At 63.4% G+C, this 15,776-nt stretch carries 15 protein-coding genes; 12 read left to right on the plus strand and 3 right to left on the minus strand.

All coding sequences use genetic code 11. The features are described 5' to 3' along the window. The first annotated feature begins 8 nt into the window (after positions 1-8). The 11 genes from DMO26_RS09750 (at position 9) to DMO26_RS09800 (ending at position 11,040) form a co-directional block, all read left to right on the plus strand. Complete coding sequence (locus DMO26_RS09750) at positions 9-1,196, plus strand: aminodeoxychorismate synthase component I (RefSeq protein WP_117191853.1); 1,188 nt, start codon at positions 9-11, stop codon at positions 1,194-1,196. Further along, positions 1,181-1,885, plus strand: coding sequence for an aminotransferase class IV family protein (locus tag DMO26_RS09755; RefSeq protein WP_117191854.1), 705 nt, complete (start codon positions 1,181-1,183; stop codon positions 1,883-1,885). Before DMO26_RS09750 ends, DMO26_RS09755 begins: the two co-directional genes overlap by 16 nt. Further along, complete coding sequence (locus tag DMO26_RS09760; RefSeq protein WP_162894785.1) at positions 1,885-2,259, plus strand: nuclear transport factor 2 family protein; 375 nt, start codon at positions 1,885-1,887, stop codon at positions 2,257-2,259. The genes DMO26_RS09755 and DMO26_RS09760 overlap by 1 nt, the downstream gene beginning before the upstream one ends. A gap of 1 nt (position 2,260) precedes the next feature. After that, positions 2,261-3,160, plus strand: coding sequence for a heme-dependent oxidative N-demethylase family protein (locus DMO26_RS09765; protein WP_117191856.1), 900 nt, complete (start codon positions 2,261-2,263; stop codon positions 3,158-3,160). A gap of 161 nt (positions 3,161-3,321) precedes the next feature. Beyond that, entirely contained in the window at positions 3,322-4,776 is a 1,455-nt protein-coding gene (locus DMO26_RS09770) for a homospermidine synthase (RefSeq protein WP_117191857.1), read from the plus strand. A 158-nt stretch (positions 4,777-4,934) separates the two neighbouring features. Further along, positions 4,935-5,297 carry an outer membrane lipoprotein Omp10 gene (gene omp10, locus DMO26_RS09775; RefSeq protein ID WP_117191858.1) on the plus strand — a complete coding sequence of 121 codons (363 nt, stop codon included), beginning with the start codon at positions 4,935-4,937 and terminating at the stop codon, positions 5,295-5,297. Positions 5,298-5,506: 209 nt separating this feature from the next. Next, on the plus strand, positions 5,507-7,528 hold the full coding sequence (locus DMO26_RS09780) for a 5'-nucleotidase C-terminal domain-containing protein (RefSeq protein ID WP_117191859.1): 2,022 nt from the start codon (positions 5,507-5,509) through the stop codon (positions 7,526-7,528). A 172-nt stretch (positions 7,529-7,700) separates the two neighbouring features. After that, a complete protein-coding gene (gene hemH, locus DMO26_RS09785) occupies positions 7,701-8,750 on the plus strand; it encodes a ferrochelatase (RefSeq protein ID WP_117191946.1) in 1,050 nt (349 codons plus the stop codon). A gap of 3 nt (positions 8,751-8,753) precedes the next feature. Beyond that, positions 8,754-9,437 carry a cysteine hydrolase gene (locus DMO26_RS09790; protein WP_117191860.1) on the plus strand — a complete coding sequence of 228 codons (684 nt, stop codon included), beginning with the start codon at positions 8,754-8,756 and terminating at the stop codon, positions 9,435-9,437. A gap of 105 nt (positions 9,438-9,542) precedes the next feature. Beyond that, a complete protein-coding gene (locus tag DMO26_RS09795; protein ID WP_117191947.1) occupies positions 9,543-10,577 on the plus strand; it encodes an SPFH domain-containing protein in 1,035 nt (344 codons plus the stop codon). Between the two features lie 4 nt (positions 10,578-10,581). Beyond that, complete coding sequence (locus tag DMO26_RS09800) at positions 10,582-11,040, plus strand: NfeD family protein (RefSeq protein ID WP_117191861.1); 459 nt, start codon at positions 10,582-10,584, stop codon at positions 11,038-11,040. Between the two features lie 19 nt (positions 11,041-11,059). Here the strand turns inward: DMO26_RS09800 and DMO26_RS09805 are convergent, their stop codons facing one another. After that, entirely contained in the window at positions 11,060-12,055 is a 996-nt protein-coding gene (locus DMO26_RS09805) for a KpsF/GutQ family sugar-phosphate isomerase (RefSeq protein WP_117191862.1), read from the minus strand. A 145-nt stretch (positions 12,056-12,200) separates the two neighbouring features. On the opposite strand from DMO26_RS09805, the gene DMO26_RS09810 reads away from it, so the two are divergent. After that, the gene (locus DMO26_RS09810; protein WP_162894786.1) at positions 12,201-13,766 is read left to right on the plus strand and encodes an outer membrane beta-barrel protein; all 1,566 of its coding nucleotides are present in this window, start codon (positions 12,201-12,203) and stop codon (positions 13,764-13,766) included. On the opposite strand, the gene DMO26_RS09815 is transcribed toward DMO26_RS09810, so the two are convergent. Together DMO26_RS09815 and galU are read right to left on the minus strand one after the other, a co-directional pair. After that, positions 13,750-14,646 carry an ornithine carbamoyltransferase gene (locus DMO26_RS09815; protein WP_117191864.1) on the minus strand — a complete coding sequence of 299 codons (897 nt, stop codon included), beginning with the start codon at positions 14,644-14,646 and terminating at the stop codon, positions 13,750-13,752. The two genes, DMO26_RS09810 and DMO26_RS09815, sit on opposite strands and share 17 nt — an antisense overlap. Before the next feature lie 95 nt (positions 14,647-14,741). Beyond that, complete coding sequence (galU, locus tag DMO26_RS09820; protein WP_117191865.1) at positions 14,742-15,629, minus strand: UTP--glucose-1-phosphate uridylyltransferase GalU; 888 nt, start codon at positions 15,627-15,629, stop codon at positions 14,742-14,744. Positions 15,630-15,776 lie beyond the last annotated feature (147 nt).

Genomic DNA, 15,776 nt, shown 5'->3' on the forward strand with positions numbered 1-15,776 from the left:
GCAATGGAATGACAAAAGACGCCCCCTTCGCGCTCTTCCGTGACGACCCTACCGGCCGAAGCCTCGTTTTCGACCGGCCGAAGGAAATCGTCACGGCCCGGACCGCCGCCGAGGTGCTGCCCGCACTTCGGCACCTGGAAGACGCGCGCCTCGCCGGCCAATGGCTGGCAGGCTATATTTCCTACGAGGCCGGCTACGTCTTCGAGGAGAAGCTCCGGCACCTGATCGTCGACAACCGGCCGACGCCGCTGATTACCATGGGCATATTCGACGCGCCCTCCGGCAACGAACATCCGCTCGCCGAGCCGCACGGCGCAATCATCGACGACGGCTCCTCGCAGGGCTCGTTCCTCAGCGAACCGCGCGCGATGTGGGACCTCGCGACGTACCGGGAACGGTTCGACCGGCTCCACCAGCACCTGCGCAACGGCGACTGCTACCAGGCGAACCTGACCATGCCGATCACCGCCCGCTGGGAAGGCGATCCGCTGAGGGCCTTCTGGTCGCTGGTCGCGCGCCAGCCGGTGCGCTACGGCGCCTTCATCGACTTTGCCGGGGAGACGGGCGGACCGCTGATCCTGTCGCGCTCGCCGGAGCTGTTCTTTTCGGTCGACAAGGACCGCTTCATCGAAACCCATCCGATGAAAGGCACCGCGCCGCGCGGCGCAACCGCCGGAGAGGACGAGGCGATCGTCGCCGACATGCTGGCCGACGAGAAGACGCTCGCCGAAAACCGGATGATCGTCGACCTGCTGCGCAACGATATTTCCGTCATCAGCGAGGTTGGCACGCTCACGGTTCCGAAACTTTTCGAGATCGAGACCTATCCGACCGTCCACCAGATGGTGAGCCATGTGCGTGCCAGGCTGCGGCCGGAGATCGGCTTTCCCGAAATCCTCGCCGCCCTCTTCCCCTGCGGCTCCATTACCGGCGCCCCCAAGATGTGGGCGATGCAGATCCTCGACCGGCTGGAGGACGAACCCCGCGACGCCTATTGCGGCGCGATCGGCTGGTGCGACCCGTCGGGTCCGATGCGTTTTTCGGTGGCAATCCGCACGATCTCGCTTTTCAACGACGGCAAAGCCGTCTTCAATGCCGGCGGCGGAATCGTCTTCGACTCGAAGGCGGAAGCCGAGTATGATGAGTGCCTGTTGAAGGCACGCTTTGCGGTGGGCGACCAATGGATTTCTCGCTGATCGAAACGATGCGATGGGAACCCGGCACGGGCTTCCTGCGCCTGGAGCAGCACCTGCGCCGGCTGAGCCGGTCCGCGGACGCACTCGGTTTCCGGCAGCCGCCGGCCGACACGCAGAAGCAGCTCGCCACGGCGGTGGCGGCCGGCGAGACCGCGCTGCGGGTGCGCCTCGTCATGACCTATCGCGGCAAGATCGACATCACCACGACGCCCTTCGTCCCATTCCCTGCCGATACGGTCTGGCGGGTCCAGGTGGCAGAGACGAAGATGCCGTCGGACGATGCGATGTACCGCCACAAGACCTCCCGCCGCGAACTCTATGAAGCCGCCCGCGCCGAATTCGCGCCGGAGGATGCGGACGAGGTCCTTCTCCTGAACGAACGTGGAGAGATCTGCGAAGGCACCATCACCAACGTCTTCATCGAGCAATCCGACGGCACGCTTGCGACACCTGCCCTGTCGAGCGGTCTCCTTCCCGGCATCCTGCGTGCCGACCTGATCCGTGAAGGAAAGGCGAAAAGCCAGGTCCTCAAGCTCGCCGATCTCGAAGGCCGCCGCTTTTTCGTCGGCAATTCGCTCCGCGGCCTGATCGCCGCCGAACTGGTCGGCGGAGCTGCGCGGTCGGAAATACCGTCGGAAGCTCCTCCTTCTGCGACCCGCCCCGCCAAGACCGCCAAGGCAGGCCGATAGTGGCCGCGCCGCAGCCGCTCGCCGATCATCTTCTGGCGCTCGAAACCGCCTTGCAGACCCGCGAGGTCCGCAGTTCGGAACAAAGGATCCGCGAGTTGCTGGCGCCGGAATTTCGCGAATTCGGCCGCTCCGGCCTCGCCTACACTTTCGACGACATCGTCTCCCGCCTCACCGACGAGACGGGACCCGACAATACGGGCATTGCGGATTTCACCGTTTCCCTGATTGCCGAAACGGTCGCGCTCGCCACCTATCGCGGCATCCGCATCGAGGACGACGGCAGCCGGCAGTTCGCCAACCGCAGCTCCATCTGGCGCCTTGATCCGGACGGCAAATGGCGCATGGTCTTCCACCAGGGCACGGCGGCGGCGTGAAATGACGCAGTTCACCTATACGCCCTATGACGGCTCGTCCAAACCCTTCGCGATCGGGCTCATGCAGCTCGATCCGGCCCGCTGGATCGAGCCGGATGGCGACCTTTCCTATCATCTCGCGGAAAAGCGGAAACTCTTCGTCGAGCACGGCGAACAGGTGTTCCGTGCCGAGCCGGGTACGGAAGACGCCCAGCGGGAGATCCTCGACGCGCTCTCCGAATACCTTCCCTCGCAGCATCCGGCCGTCTATCGCCGCGACGGCAATGGGATGGAAATGCCCGGCCACCGCATCGACCTCTCCGAGGCCTCGCCGCCGCTCCTCCGCGCCGGTCTTCTGGTGCAGGACGATCTCGTCGTCATGCGCAGGGGCGAAAACGGCTGGCGCCTCGCCGCCGCCTTCCTTGCCTTCCCCTCCTCCTGGTCGCTTGCGGAGAAGTTCGGCAAGGTGATGGACGAGGTGCATGCGCCGGTGCCGGATTTTGGCGAGGGCAGCCGCAATGCCGGCCTTATCAACCGCATGTTCGACAACCTCTCGCCGGAGCGTTTCGTGGTGCGCTGGAATTGGTCGATCAACTGGGGCTACAAGCTCTATCGGCCCGCCCCGCAATTGGCTGCCGAAACCGGGAACGTGCCTTCGGAAGGGGCATATCTGAGGGTAGAGCGCCAGACGCTTCGGAAAATGCCGGTTTCCGGCGATATCCTTTTCACCATCCGCATCTATCTCGATCCGGTCACCGCGATCCGCTCGCAGCCGAACGCTGCGGAACTGGCCACCTCCCTCGCCAACCAGCTGGAGGAGATGACCGAGGCCCAGATCGACTACAAGGGCCTTTCCGCCAAACGTCCCGGGCTTGTCGCGATGCTCCGCGAGCTCGCCGCCACGCCGCTCGCCGTCGAATAAATCCGCAGATTTCTCCGCCGAAACCGGCAGGCTCTTTATTGTGACGCCGTTTTATGATCTAGAGCGCCGCGAAAATGCGCTTTCAGCATCACTACCATCCGTTCACTGCCGAAGAAGCGGGGCAGCGGCCCCAACAGGCCGCCGATCCAAAGGAGAAAGACATGTCAGAGACTACCTATCCGGTGTATGGCGAAATCACCGGCCCGATCGTGATGATCGGTTTCGGTTCGATCGGCCGCGGCACGCTGCCGCTCATCGAACGCCATTTCAAGTTCGACAAGAGCCGGATGGTCGTCATCGACCCGCGGGACGAGCCCGCCGACATGGAAATCCTCAAGAAGCACGGCGTCCGTCACATCAAGGAATATGTGACCAGGGACAATTACAAGGACCTGCTGAAGCCGCTTCTGACGGCCGGCGAAGGCCAGGGCTTCTGCGTCAATCTCTCGGTCGATACCGGTTCGCTCGACATCATGAAGCTCTGCCGCAAACTCGACGTGCTCTATATCGACACGGTCGTCGAGCCCTGGCTCGGTTTCTATTTCGACAAGAACATGAAGAACGCCGATCGCACCAACTATGCGCTGCGCGAAACCGTTCGCAAGGAAAAGGCCAAGAATCCGGGCGGCGCGACCGCCGTTTCCACCTGCGGCGCGAACCCGGGCATGGTCTCCTGGTTCGTCAAGCAGGCGCTGGTCAACCTCGCCAACGACACGGGCCTGAAGTTCGACGAGCCGGACCAGCACGACCGCGAAGGCTGGGCGAAACTCATGAAGAAGCTCGGCGTCAAGGGCATCCACATCGCCGAGCGCGACACCCAGCGCACCAAGCACCCGAAGCCGCTCAACGTCTTCTGGAACACCTGGTCCGTCGAGGGTTTCATTTCCGAAGGCATGCAGCCGGCCGAACTCGGCTGGGGCACCCATGAGGAATGGATGCCGAAGAACGCCAGGAAGCACAAGAAGGGTTGCCAGGCCGCCATCTATCTGGAACAGCCGGGCGCCAATACCCGCGTCCGCAGCTGGTGCCCGACGCCCGGCGCCCAATACGGTTTCCTCGTCACCCACAACGAATCGATCTCGATCGCCGACTATTTCACGGTGCGCGACAAGGACGGCGAAGTGACCTTCCGCCCGACCTGCCATTACGCCTACCATCCGGCCAATGACGCGGTTCTCTCGCTGCATGAAATGTTCGGCGCCGGCGGCAAGCCGCAGCCGGTCCATCACGTTCTCGACGAGGACGAGCTGGAGGACGGCATCGACGAACTCGGCGTACTGCTCTACGGCCACGAGAAAAACGCCTACTGGTACGGGTCTCGCCTGTCGCTCGAGGAAACCCGCCGCATCGCGCCCTATCAGAACGCCACCGGCCTGCAGGTGACCTCGGCGGTTCTCGCCGGCATGGTCTATGCGATCGAAAATCCCAAGGCCGGCATCGTCGAAGCCGACGAGATCGACTACAAGCGCTGCCTCGAAGTGCAGTTGCCCTATCTCGGCCCGGTCGAAGGCCATTACACCGACTGGACCCCGCTCGATGGCCGCCCGGGCCTCTTCCCGGAAGAGATCGACGAGAAGGATCCGTGGCAGTTCAAGAACATCCTCGTTCGCTCGTAAGGCAAAAGCGGACTGACAGATCAGAGCCGCCTGCCCCGCAGGCGGCTTTTTTTGTATGTTGAAAGTGGTCGCCTTTTCGCCGCCACATCTTGCGTTATGTAGGTCTGAGACGGCATGGTTCCGCTGCCAAGGCCGGATCGAATCGCGGGAGACAGATTATGAAATTGAAAGCGAGCTTTGCGCTCATCGCGGCAGCCAGCTTCTTGTCTGCGTGCGTTTCCTCTCCGCCGCCCCGCCAGGCGCCTCCGCCGCAGCCGCAGGGCGTTGAAGGCACCTGGGTCGATCCGAACGGCATCGTCTCCACCTTCCAGGGCGGCACATTCAACACCCGCTCCAGCGACAGCAATACGCTGCTCGCCTCCGGCACCTACGTGAGCCTCTCGCCGACCCTCGTCGAGATCAACATGACCTCGCTGGTGCGCAAGACCCAATCGCGCGTCAACTGCTCGCTGGTGTCGCCGACCCAGCTGAACTGCACGCAGGACAGCGGCGCCCAGTTCTCGCTCGCCCGCCGCAGTTGAACCGATCCGCAAGCGTGACGGCAAAAACCCCGCCCAGGCGGGGTTTCTCGTTTTGCGCGCACCTTCGAGGGCAAACGCACCTCTGTCATATTTCCCTTGAACCGGTCATCGCTTGGTGAAAACATGCCCGCCGGAACGGTTGTCATATTGAAAAACTAGAACAGATAAAGAGGCGGCATAGCCGGCCGAATAAACAGAGGAGAGATCAGATGAAGAAGACATTGGGGCTCGGGCTTTTGACCGCATCGGTCATGGCTCTTTCAAGCGGCGCGGCATTTGCCGATTTCGAGCTCAATATCCTGCACATCAACGACTTCCATTCGCGTCTCGAATCCATCAACGCGACGGATTCCACCTGCTCGGCCGAAGACGAAGGCAAGGGCGTCTGCTTCGGCGGCGCCGCACGCCTGCTGACCGCCATCAACCAGACGCGTGACGCGCTGAAGGCCCAGAACAAGAACGTCATCCTGCTCAACGGCGGCGACAACTTCCAGGGCTCGCTCTTCTACACGACCTACAAGGGCGGCGCCGAGGCCGAAGCGCTGAACGCCATGAAGTTCGACGCCATGACCGTCGGCAACCATGAGTTCGACGACAGCGACGACGTGCTCGCCACCTTCCTCGACAAGATCCAGTTCCCGGTCGTCACCGCCAACGTTGTGCCGACCGCCGCCGCCAAGATCGGCAACCGCATCAAGCCGTCGCTGGTTCTGGAAGTCGGCGGACAGAAGATCGGCATCGTCGGCGCCGTCACCAACGATACGGCCGAGATCGCCAATCCCGGCCCGAACATCACGATCGCCGACGACGTCGCCAAGATCACCGAGGCCGTCCAGGCCGTGAAGGCCCAGGGTGTCAACAAGATCATCGCGCTGACCCATGTCGGTTATCCGCGCGACCTCGCCATGATCGCCAAGATCCCGGATGTCGATGTCGTCGTCGGCGGCCACACCCATACGCTGCTGTCGAACACGGTGAAGGGCGCCGAAGGCCCCTACCCGACCTGGTCGGACAATCCGGGCGGCTACAAGGTCCCGGTCGTCCAGGCCTTCCAGTATTCGAAATATCTCGGCGACGTGAAGGTCGTCTTCGACGACAGCGGCGTCGTCAAGAGCGCCGAAGGCGAGCCGATCCTCGTCGACAAGGCCTTCACGCCGGATCCCGCCTTCGCGGCCCGCGTCGCGGAACTGAAGAAGCCGATCGAGGACATGAAGAAGAAGGTAGTCGGTGCTTCCGAAGCCGTGATCGACGGCGACCGCCGCGTCTGCCGCGCCAAAGAATGCTCGATGGGCAACCTCGTCACCGACGCCATGCTCGACCGCACCAAGGGCCAGGGCGTCACCATCGCCATTCAGAACGGCGGCGGCCTGCGCGCCTCGATCGACGCCGGCGAAGTCACCCAGGGCGAAGTCGTCAGCGTTCTCCCGTTCCAGAACACGCTCGCCACGTTCCAGCTCACCGGCGCAGACATCGTCAAGGCGCTGGAAAACGGCGTCAGCCAGATCGACGACGGCGCCGGCCGCTTCCCGCAGGTCGCCGGCCTGAAATTCTCCTTCGACAAGTCGAAGCCGGCCAATGCCAAGGTCAGCGACGTACAGGTCAAGGAAGGGGACAAGTATGTACCCATCGATCCGGCCAAGACGTACAGCGTCGCCACCAACAACTTCATGCGTGCCGGCGGCGATGGTTACGCCATCTTCAAGACGGGCGGCAAGAACGCCTATGACTACGGTCCGGACCTCGCCGACGTGACCGCCGAGTTCATCGCCGCACACAAGCCGTACAAGCCCTATACGGACGGCCGCATCACCGACCTCACCCCGGCAAGCTACACGCCGCCGGCAAAGCCCGCTCCGGCCGCTCCGCCGGCTCCTGCCGCCGCGGCCCCGGCCGCTCCGGCTCCGACCACAGCCGCTCCCGCCGCACCCGCTCCTGCTATGCCGGCAGCTCCGACCATGGCTGCTCCGGCAGCACCTGCGGCTCCTGCACAGAACTCGATGGCCGCCGCTCCGAAGCCTGCCGCCCCCGCGGCTCCGGCCACCCCGGCACCCGCCGCAGCCAAGCCGGCCGGTCCGACCAAGTATACGGTCGCCAAAGGCGACTCGCTGTGGAAGATTGCCGAGGCCACCTATGGTGACGGCGAACGCTGGACCGAGATCGCCAAGCTCAACTCGCTGCGCCGCCCGAACGTCATCCAGGTCGGCGCCGAGCTGGAACTGCCGGCCAAATGATGCCGCGTGACCCGGATCAAGGTCCAGGTTTTCGAGGAAGCCGATGAAATGGGACGTTTTGTCCCAATCCCCTATCGGTCCGGGCTTTTCCGGGCCGATTTTTATTTCTAAATATTGCGCCATATGGAGACATAGTTAAATGCCCGCAAGGGATTCAACCGAAAGCAGCCGCATGACCTCCCAATCCGCCCAGATGCCCTCCGATCACCTGTCCTCCGGACATCCGAAGGTCAGCTTCGGCAAGGTCGGCGTGCTGCTCGTCAATCTCGGCACGCCGGATGGCACCGACTATTGGCCGATGCGGCGATACCTGGCGGAATTTCTGTCCGACCGGCGGGTCATCGAATGGTCGCGGCTCTATTGGTACCCGATCCTTTATGGTATCGTGCTCAACAAGCGGCCGCAGAAGGTCGGCAAGGCCTATGAGGCGATCTGGAACAAGGACCTGAACGAAAGCTACCTGCGCACCTATACCCGCAGCCAGGGCGAGTTGATGGCCGAGCGGCTGAAGGATCTGCCGAACGTGGTCGTCGACTGGGCGATGCGCTACGGCAAGCCGTCGATCGCCGAACGCATCGACGCGCTGAAGGAAAAGGGCTGCGAAAAGATCGTCCTCTTCCCGCTCTATCCGCAATATGCCGCTTCGACCACCGCCACCGTCAACGACAAGGCCTTCGAGCACCTGATGAAGCTGCGTTGGCAGCCGGCGGTCCGCACCGTGCCGCCCTATCACGACGATCCCACCTATATCGAGGCGCTCGCCAACTCCGTGCGCCAGGCCTATGCCAGGCTCGACTGGCAGCCGGATATGTTGATCGCCTCGTTCCACGGCATCCCGCAGTCCTATTTCAAGGCGGGCGATCCCTATTACTGCCATTGCCAGAAGACCGGCCGCCTGCTGAAGGAAGCGCTCGGCCTCACCGACAAGAACTTCATGATCACATTCCAGTCCCGCTTCGGGCCGGAGGAATGGCTGCAGCCCTATACGGACAAGACCGTCGAGAAACTGGCCGAAGAGGGCGTCAGGCGTATCGCGGTGATGAATCCCGGCTTCGTCTCCGACTGTCTGGAAACGCTGGAGGAAATCGCCGGCGAAGCGGCGGAGAGCTTCCTGCATCACGGCGGCGAGAAATTCGTCCACATTCCCTGCCTGAACGACAGCGAAGGCGGCATGGCCGTGCTGGAGAAGGTCGTTCGCCGCGAGCTTCAGGGTTGGGTATAGCCGGTGCATACGGTCGGCATTCCGCAGGATATTCGCGAGAGGATCGCCAAACGCCGCGGCCGCTTCGAGATCTTCGACCGGCTGGACGCGGCAAGGACCGTCCTCATCGTCATCGACATGCAGAAAGCCTTTGTTGCCGAAGGCGCGCCTGTCGAGGTGCCGCTTGCCCGTGGCATCATTCCCAACGTCAACTGCCTGGCCGACGCGCTTCGCAAAGCCGGCGGCACCGTCTGCTGGATCACCACCGCGCTCACCGATGCGGGCGGCGCCCATCCCTGGACGGTCTTCTACGACCATTTCACCACGCCGGAATTTGCCCGCGCCCATCTCGCGGCCATGACCGAAGGCGCACCGCTGCACGGGCTTGCCGAAGGTCTCGACGTGCGGGCGGAAGACCTGCAGGTGTGCAAGGACCGCTTCTCCTGTTTCATCCAGGGCTCGTCGCCGCTCGACGGCATCCTGCGTCAACGGGGCATCGACACGGTCGTCATCGCCGGCACGCTGACCAACCGCTGCTGTGAGAGCAGCGCCCGCGACGCCATGATGATCGGTTACAAGGTCGTATTCGTGGAAGACGCCAATGCCGCCGCCACCGATGACGAACATGTCTGGGCTCTGATCAACATCGCCTCGGCATTCGGCGACGTGCGCCGCACGGACGAGGTGCTCGCCATGCTTGCGCCGTAACCGCCTGCGCCAACTGTCATTTCTTCCTCGCAAAGAACGTGCTAACTCAGCACGTCTGACGCGGCGCGCCTTTGCCGCCTGCGATGGAGGGAGATTCTCATGGACATCGGTCTGGGTGGTTTCGATATCTTCGTGATCATCGTGGTCATAGCCGCGATCCTGCTGCTCTGGAGTACGGTGAAAACCGTGCCTCAGGGATATTCCTACACGGTCGAGCTTTTCGGTCGTTATACCCGCACCCTCCAGCCGGGCCTCAACATCCTTATCCCCTTTATCGAGCGCATCGGCGCACGCATGAACGTCATGGAGCAGGTGCTGAGCATTCCGACCCAGGAAGTCATCACCAAGGACAATGCCAGCGTCGCCGCGGATGCGGTCGCCTTCTACCAAGTGCTCAATCCGGCGCAGGCGGCGTATCAGATCTCCAACCTGGAAAATGCCGTCCAGAACCTGACGATGACCAATATCCGTTCGGTCATGGGCTCGATGGATCTCGACGAACTGCTCTCCAACCGCGAAGTCATCAACGAGCGGCTGCTGCGGGTCGTCGATCAGGCCGTGCATCCTTGGGGTATCAAGGTCACCCGCGTCGAGATCAAGGACATCCAGCCGCCGGCCGACCTCGTCGAGTCCATGGGGCGGCAGATGAAGGCCGAGCGCGAGAAGCGCGCCCAGATCCTCGAGGCCGAGGGCGCCCGCAACGCTCAGATTCTCCGTGCCGAGGGCGCCAAGCAGGCGGCCGTCCTGAAGGCCGAGGGCGAGCGCGAGGCCGCCTTCCGCGAGGCGGAAGCCCGCGAACGTCTCGCCGAAGCCGAAGCAAAGGCGACCCAGTCCGTCTCCCAGGCGATTGCCTCCGGCGACGTGCAGGCCATCAACTATTTCGTGGCGCAGAAATACACCGAAGCGCTCATCGAGATCGGCAAGGCGCCAAATTCGAAGATCGTGCTGATGCCGCTTGAAGCCTCCTCGATCATCGGTTCGCTCGGAGGCATCGGCGCCATCGCCAGGGACGTCTTCGGCGATGGTTCCGGCCCCCTCGTGCAGCCCCGTCCTCCGGCATCGCCACGCCCGCCGGCCAGCCCGCGCACGACCCCGGCCGTCAACCCGTTCCAGCCATCGGCATCTTCTGACGAGACTTGACGCCATGCTTCATGATGCAGCCGTCAAACTCGGTCCCTGGGTCTGGTGGATCCTCGGTATCGTTCTCCTCGTGGCCGAACTGGCCGTGCCGGGCGTCTTCCTGATCTGGATCGGCATGGCGGCGATCGTCATCGGCGCCCTGTCCCTGCTGCTCTGGGATGCAGGCCTGTGGGTCTGGCAGGTCCAGCTTCTGCTGTTTGCTGTTCTGTCGCTTGCCTTCGCGCTGGCAGGCCGGCGTTTCTATGCAGGCCGCGGCCAGTCAAGCGACGAGCCGCTGCTCAACCGCCGCAGCGAAAGCCTGGTCGGCCGCACCGCGACCCTGCACGAGCCGATCACCGACGGCCGCGGGCGCATCCGCCTCGATGATACGTGGTGGACGGTGATGGGACCGGATCTGCCGGCCGGAACGCGGGTGCGAGTGGTCGCCGCCAGCGGCCGCGACCTGACGGTCGAGCCGGCCTGACATCTTCGGATGCGCCGTCTCAGGCGACGCCGACGCGCAGCAGGTCGTGGAAATGCACGATGCCGATCGGGCGGCGTTCCTCGTCGATGACGAGCAAGGCACCGATGCTGTGCTTGTTGAGGATGGCCATCGCGGCGGTCGCCAGCGTTTCCTTGCCGACCGTCTTCGGGTTGCGGGTCATCACGTCGTCGACCAGCGTCTGGCGCAGGTCGAGGTCGAGATGCCGGGCGATATCGCCATCGGTGATGACGCCGCAAAGGCAGCCGTCCTCGTCGACGACGCCGATGCAGCCGAAGCGCTTGCGCGACAGTTCCTGGATCGCCTCGGGCATGAGCACGCCCTTCTTGACCAGCGGCACCCGCTCACCGGTATGCATCAGGTCGCTGACGTGGCTCAGCATCGCGCCGAGCTTGCCGCCCGGGTGGTAGACGCGAAAATCGGAGGAGGAAAAACCACGCGCCTCAAGCATGGCGACGGCGAGTGCATCGCCCAATGCAAGCTGCATCAGCGTCGAGGTGGTCGGTGCCAGGCCATGCGGGCAGGCCTCCTGCTCCTTCGGCAGCAGCAGCACGTAATCAGCCTCGCGGGCGAGTGTCGAAAGCGGGCTGGATGTCATCGCGATCAGCGGGATGGAGAAGCGCCGGGTGAAGGAAACGATGCCTTGCAATTCGGCCGTCTCGCCGCCCCAGGATAGCGCCAGCACCACATCGCCGGAAGCGATCATGCCGAGATCGCCATGGTTGGCTTCGCCCGAATGGACGAAGAAGGCGGGCGTCCCGGTCGATGCGAGGCTCGCCGCGATCTTGCGGCCGATATGGCCGCTCTTGCCGACGCCCGTCACGATGACGCGGCCGTCGATATTGCCGATCAGCTCGGCGACTGCGCGGAACGTGTCGCCAAGGCCATTCTGGAGCGCCATCTCCAGCGCATTAAGCCCCTGTTTCCCAAAGGAAATCGTACGAAGGGCTGAATCGACGACGTCATGTTCGACGAGTTGCAGGGCTCTCTTGATCATGACGCAGCCTTAACGCTTTTTGTCCGGCAAGTCTATCCGGTTCGAGCCGCTGCGATCACCTGTCGCCCCTTTAATACTGTGGCAACCAAACGTTAACCACATGGCTTTACGTTTGGGTAAGTATTTCGATCGCCCGGACACGTCCATGAATATCACGACAGCAACAGGCAGGATGCGTGAGCGGCGCAGCATCGCGCTCGGCCTGCTGTTTGCCTGTTCGGCGCTCGTATCCCCGGCGCTCGTATCCATGGCGCTTGTATCTCCGGCGATCGCCCAAACCAGCACCAACACCGGCACCAGTCCCTTTCCGCCCCGGAGCGGCAGCCTGCCGTCGGTGGCCGACGCAACGGCGGCGGGCGCCAATACGAGCCTCAGGGGAAGCACGTCCACCCAGTCGGGAACCAGTCAGACCACCAATGCCGACGGCCAAAATCCGAACGATCCAAATATCGCGACCGGCACCGTGCCCGGTCGCGACCGGAACGCCAATCAGGAGCCTCCTTACGAAGAGGACCTGAACCAGCCTCCCGACCAGCCGCTCGATCCCGGCGCCGAACCGGTCGAATCGCAGGAACGGCCACGCGAACCGGGCGATCCGACCGGTATCCGCCTCGGCAGTTTCCTCCTGCGGCCCTCGGTCAACCAGCGCGTCAACACCGAGATTACCCGCTCGGGCGGCACCAAGACCCGTCGGGATTACCTCTCAACCACCATGCGCGGAACGCTGACGTCCGACTGGTCGCGCCATTCGCTGACCGTCACCGGCGAAGGCACGTTCGAGCGCAACATTCGCGGCGGCGAGGACGGCCTGCGTCCGGAAGCCAATATTGACGCCGACCTGCGGCTCGATCTCGCCAACGACACCGTCGCGCATATCACCGGCGGCTACAGCTTTACCCGCGAGGACGACTACGATCCGAACGCGATCGGCGGCGCGACGACACAGTCCGGCGTCCACGAATTTACGGCCGGAGCATCGATCGAACGGGATTTCGGCAAGGTTCGCGGCACGGCGGCACTGGATCTGACCCGCGCCAGCTATACCGATGCCAAGCTTTCCGACGGCTCGACGCTCAGCATGAAGGATCGCAACCGGACCGGCATCGACGGGCGGCTGCGGCTCGGCTACGAGCTCTCGCCGGCGCTGATCCCGTTCGTGGAGGTGGCGACCGGCCGCACCCTCTACGATCAGAGGCGCGACAATTCCGGTTATGCCCGCTCCTCGCAGAGCTACGCGGCCCGCACCGGCGTGGAATTCGATTTCGGCGAAAAACTGCGCGGTGAGATCGGCACCGGTTACGAGATCGTCGATTACGACGACAGCCGTTTGAAATCGGTCGGCGCCTACACGATCGACGGCAACGCCACCTGGTCGCCGCAGCGCGGCACCAATGTCGATCTCGGCCTGCGCACCACGGTGCAGGATTCGACCGCGCCGGGGCAGAGCGGCTGGGTGGAATACCAGCTGACCGCCGCACTTGCCCATGAGATGCGCGACGATGTCGTCGCGCGGCTGCGGACCGGCACGACGCTCCGCGATTTCTCCTCCGGCCAGAGCGACGAAACGGTCTGGGTTGCCGGCGCTGGCCTCACCTGGGCGATCAACCGTTATCTCGACCTGACCGGCGACGTGGAATATGAACGCGCTAGCGGCGGCGGCGCCGATGACCGGATCGTCCGCGCCGGCGTGGGTCTCACGCTGAAGCGCTGACCCCGGCTCGAGCGGCGATCCACTCCATCAGCGCATTCTGCGCATGCAGCAGGAACGCCTTTGCCTCCCTGCTCCAGCAGGCGGGATGGATCATCGCATCGGCTGCCACCTCGTGATCCCGCGTTACCGGGGGGCAGGGAATGAAGAACACGCCGGGTTTGCATCGATTGAGCACGGCTGCGGAAATCCGATAGGGTTCGACTTCCTCCACGGCAGCCCCGCCGGGCCAGCAGTCGGTGATGATCACATCGGCGTCCTCGAGTTCGCCCATATTGGTGCTGGTCCTGAATCTCCCGCTCAGGAGCGCCGCATCCCGCACATGCCAGGGCTCTGGATAGACCTGCACGACATCGACCGGCAGCGAGATTGACGCCTCGGCCCACGAGCGCAGGATATTGTCGTCCGGCGCCACGCCCGCGACCTTCAGGCCGTCGAGCCTGCCGCGTTTCTGCAGGATATGGGCAAGGTCGCCGAGTGTCTCGCAGGGGTGGTTCGAACGCGTGCGCGCGTTGATCACCGGCGCCTTCGCATGGGCCGCCAGCTCGCTCAACGCACCGAATTCCCTGGTTCGGACGATGATCATGTCGAACCAGTTGTCCAGATAGCCCGCCAGATCGGCAATCGCCTCCTTGCCGCCGAGGCGGACCGGCACATGCACGCAGATCCCACCCATGGCCTGGATGCCGAGATCGAAGGCGGTCGTGTTGCGCCAGCCCCCGTCATCGACGATGAGGGCGATCCGTCGGCTTTCGAGGCTTTGCGGCATGCACCGCTCACACCAGGCTTCGGCGAGCTCGCCCGCCCGTGCGAGGATCCCGATAACGACATCCGCCTGCAGATCATGGAACTTCAGAAAATCCTTGCCCGTCCCGAAAGTCATGGCCCCTTCCCCAAAATCGAAACCCCTCATAGCAGGGCCATGAGGGGTTTGCGTGACATTCGTCCCCGCCGCCGGGGCGACAGGGGAAACGATACCTATTTCAGCGAGGCAAGCAGCGCCTTCATCGGCTCTTCGATTGCCGGGCGGATATCGGCGCGCTGCAGGGCGAATGCGAGATTGGCCAGGATGAAGCCATCCTTGGCGCCGCAGTCGTAGGTCTCGCCCTTGAACGGATAGGCGGCGAAATCCTGGCCCTTGGCAAGCGTCAGCATGCCGTCGGTGAGCTGGATCTCGTTGCCGGCACCGCGTTCCTGGGTTTCCAGGATCTTGAAGATCTCCGGCTGCAGGATATAGCGGCCGTTGATGTAAAGGTTCGAGGGAGCCGTGCCCTTGGCCGGCTTTTCGACCATCTGCGTGATCTTGAAGCCTTCGCCGATCGGATCGCCGATCCCGACGATGCCATATTTGTGGGCCTGGTCCGGGTCACATTCCTGCACGGCAATGACGTTGCCGCCGCTCTGTGCGTAAAGATCGACCATGCCCTTGAGGCATCCCTTTTCAGCCGACATGATCATATCCGGCAGGAGGACGGCAAAGGGTTCGTTGCCGACGATGTCGCGGGCGCACCAGACGGCGTGACCGAGACCGAGCGGCACCTGCTGGCGGGTGAAGCTCGCCGTACCGGCCTTCGGCAGGATGTGCGAGAGAAGCGTCAGCTCGGCATTCTTGTTGCGCTCGCGCAGCATCTGCTCCAGCTCGAACTGAATGTCGAAATAGTCTTCGATGACGCCCTTGCCGCGTCCGGTCACGAAAACGAAGTGTTCGATCCCTGCTTCGGCAGCCTCATCCACCACATACTGGATGACCGGCTTGTCGACCACGGTCAGCATTTCCTTCGGAACCGCCTTGGTCGCGGGCAGGAAGCGCGTGCCCAGACCTGCCACCGGAAACACTGCCTTACGGATCTTCTGTTGTTGTGCCACTCATGCCTCCTGAAAAGCACATCATTGTGCAAACTGTACGATTTCTGGCCTCTATCCGCGAATTGCTACCGTTTCGCAAAGACTGCCTTCGATCGCGTTTCCATGGTAAAGAATTTGTTGACCCTATTTTGTTATTACATCGTTAAG

The sequence above is a fragment of the Rhizobium terrae genome, assembly GCF_003425685.1.
In the GTDB taxonomy this organism is placed as follows: Bacteria; Pseudomonadota; Alphaproteobacteria; order Rhizobiales; family Rhizobiaceae; genus Neorhizobium; species Neorhizobium terrae.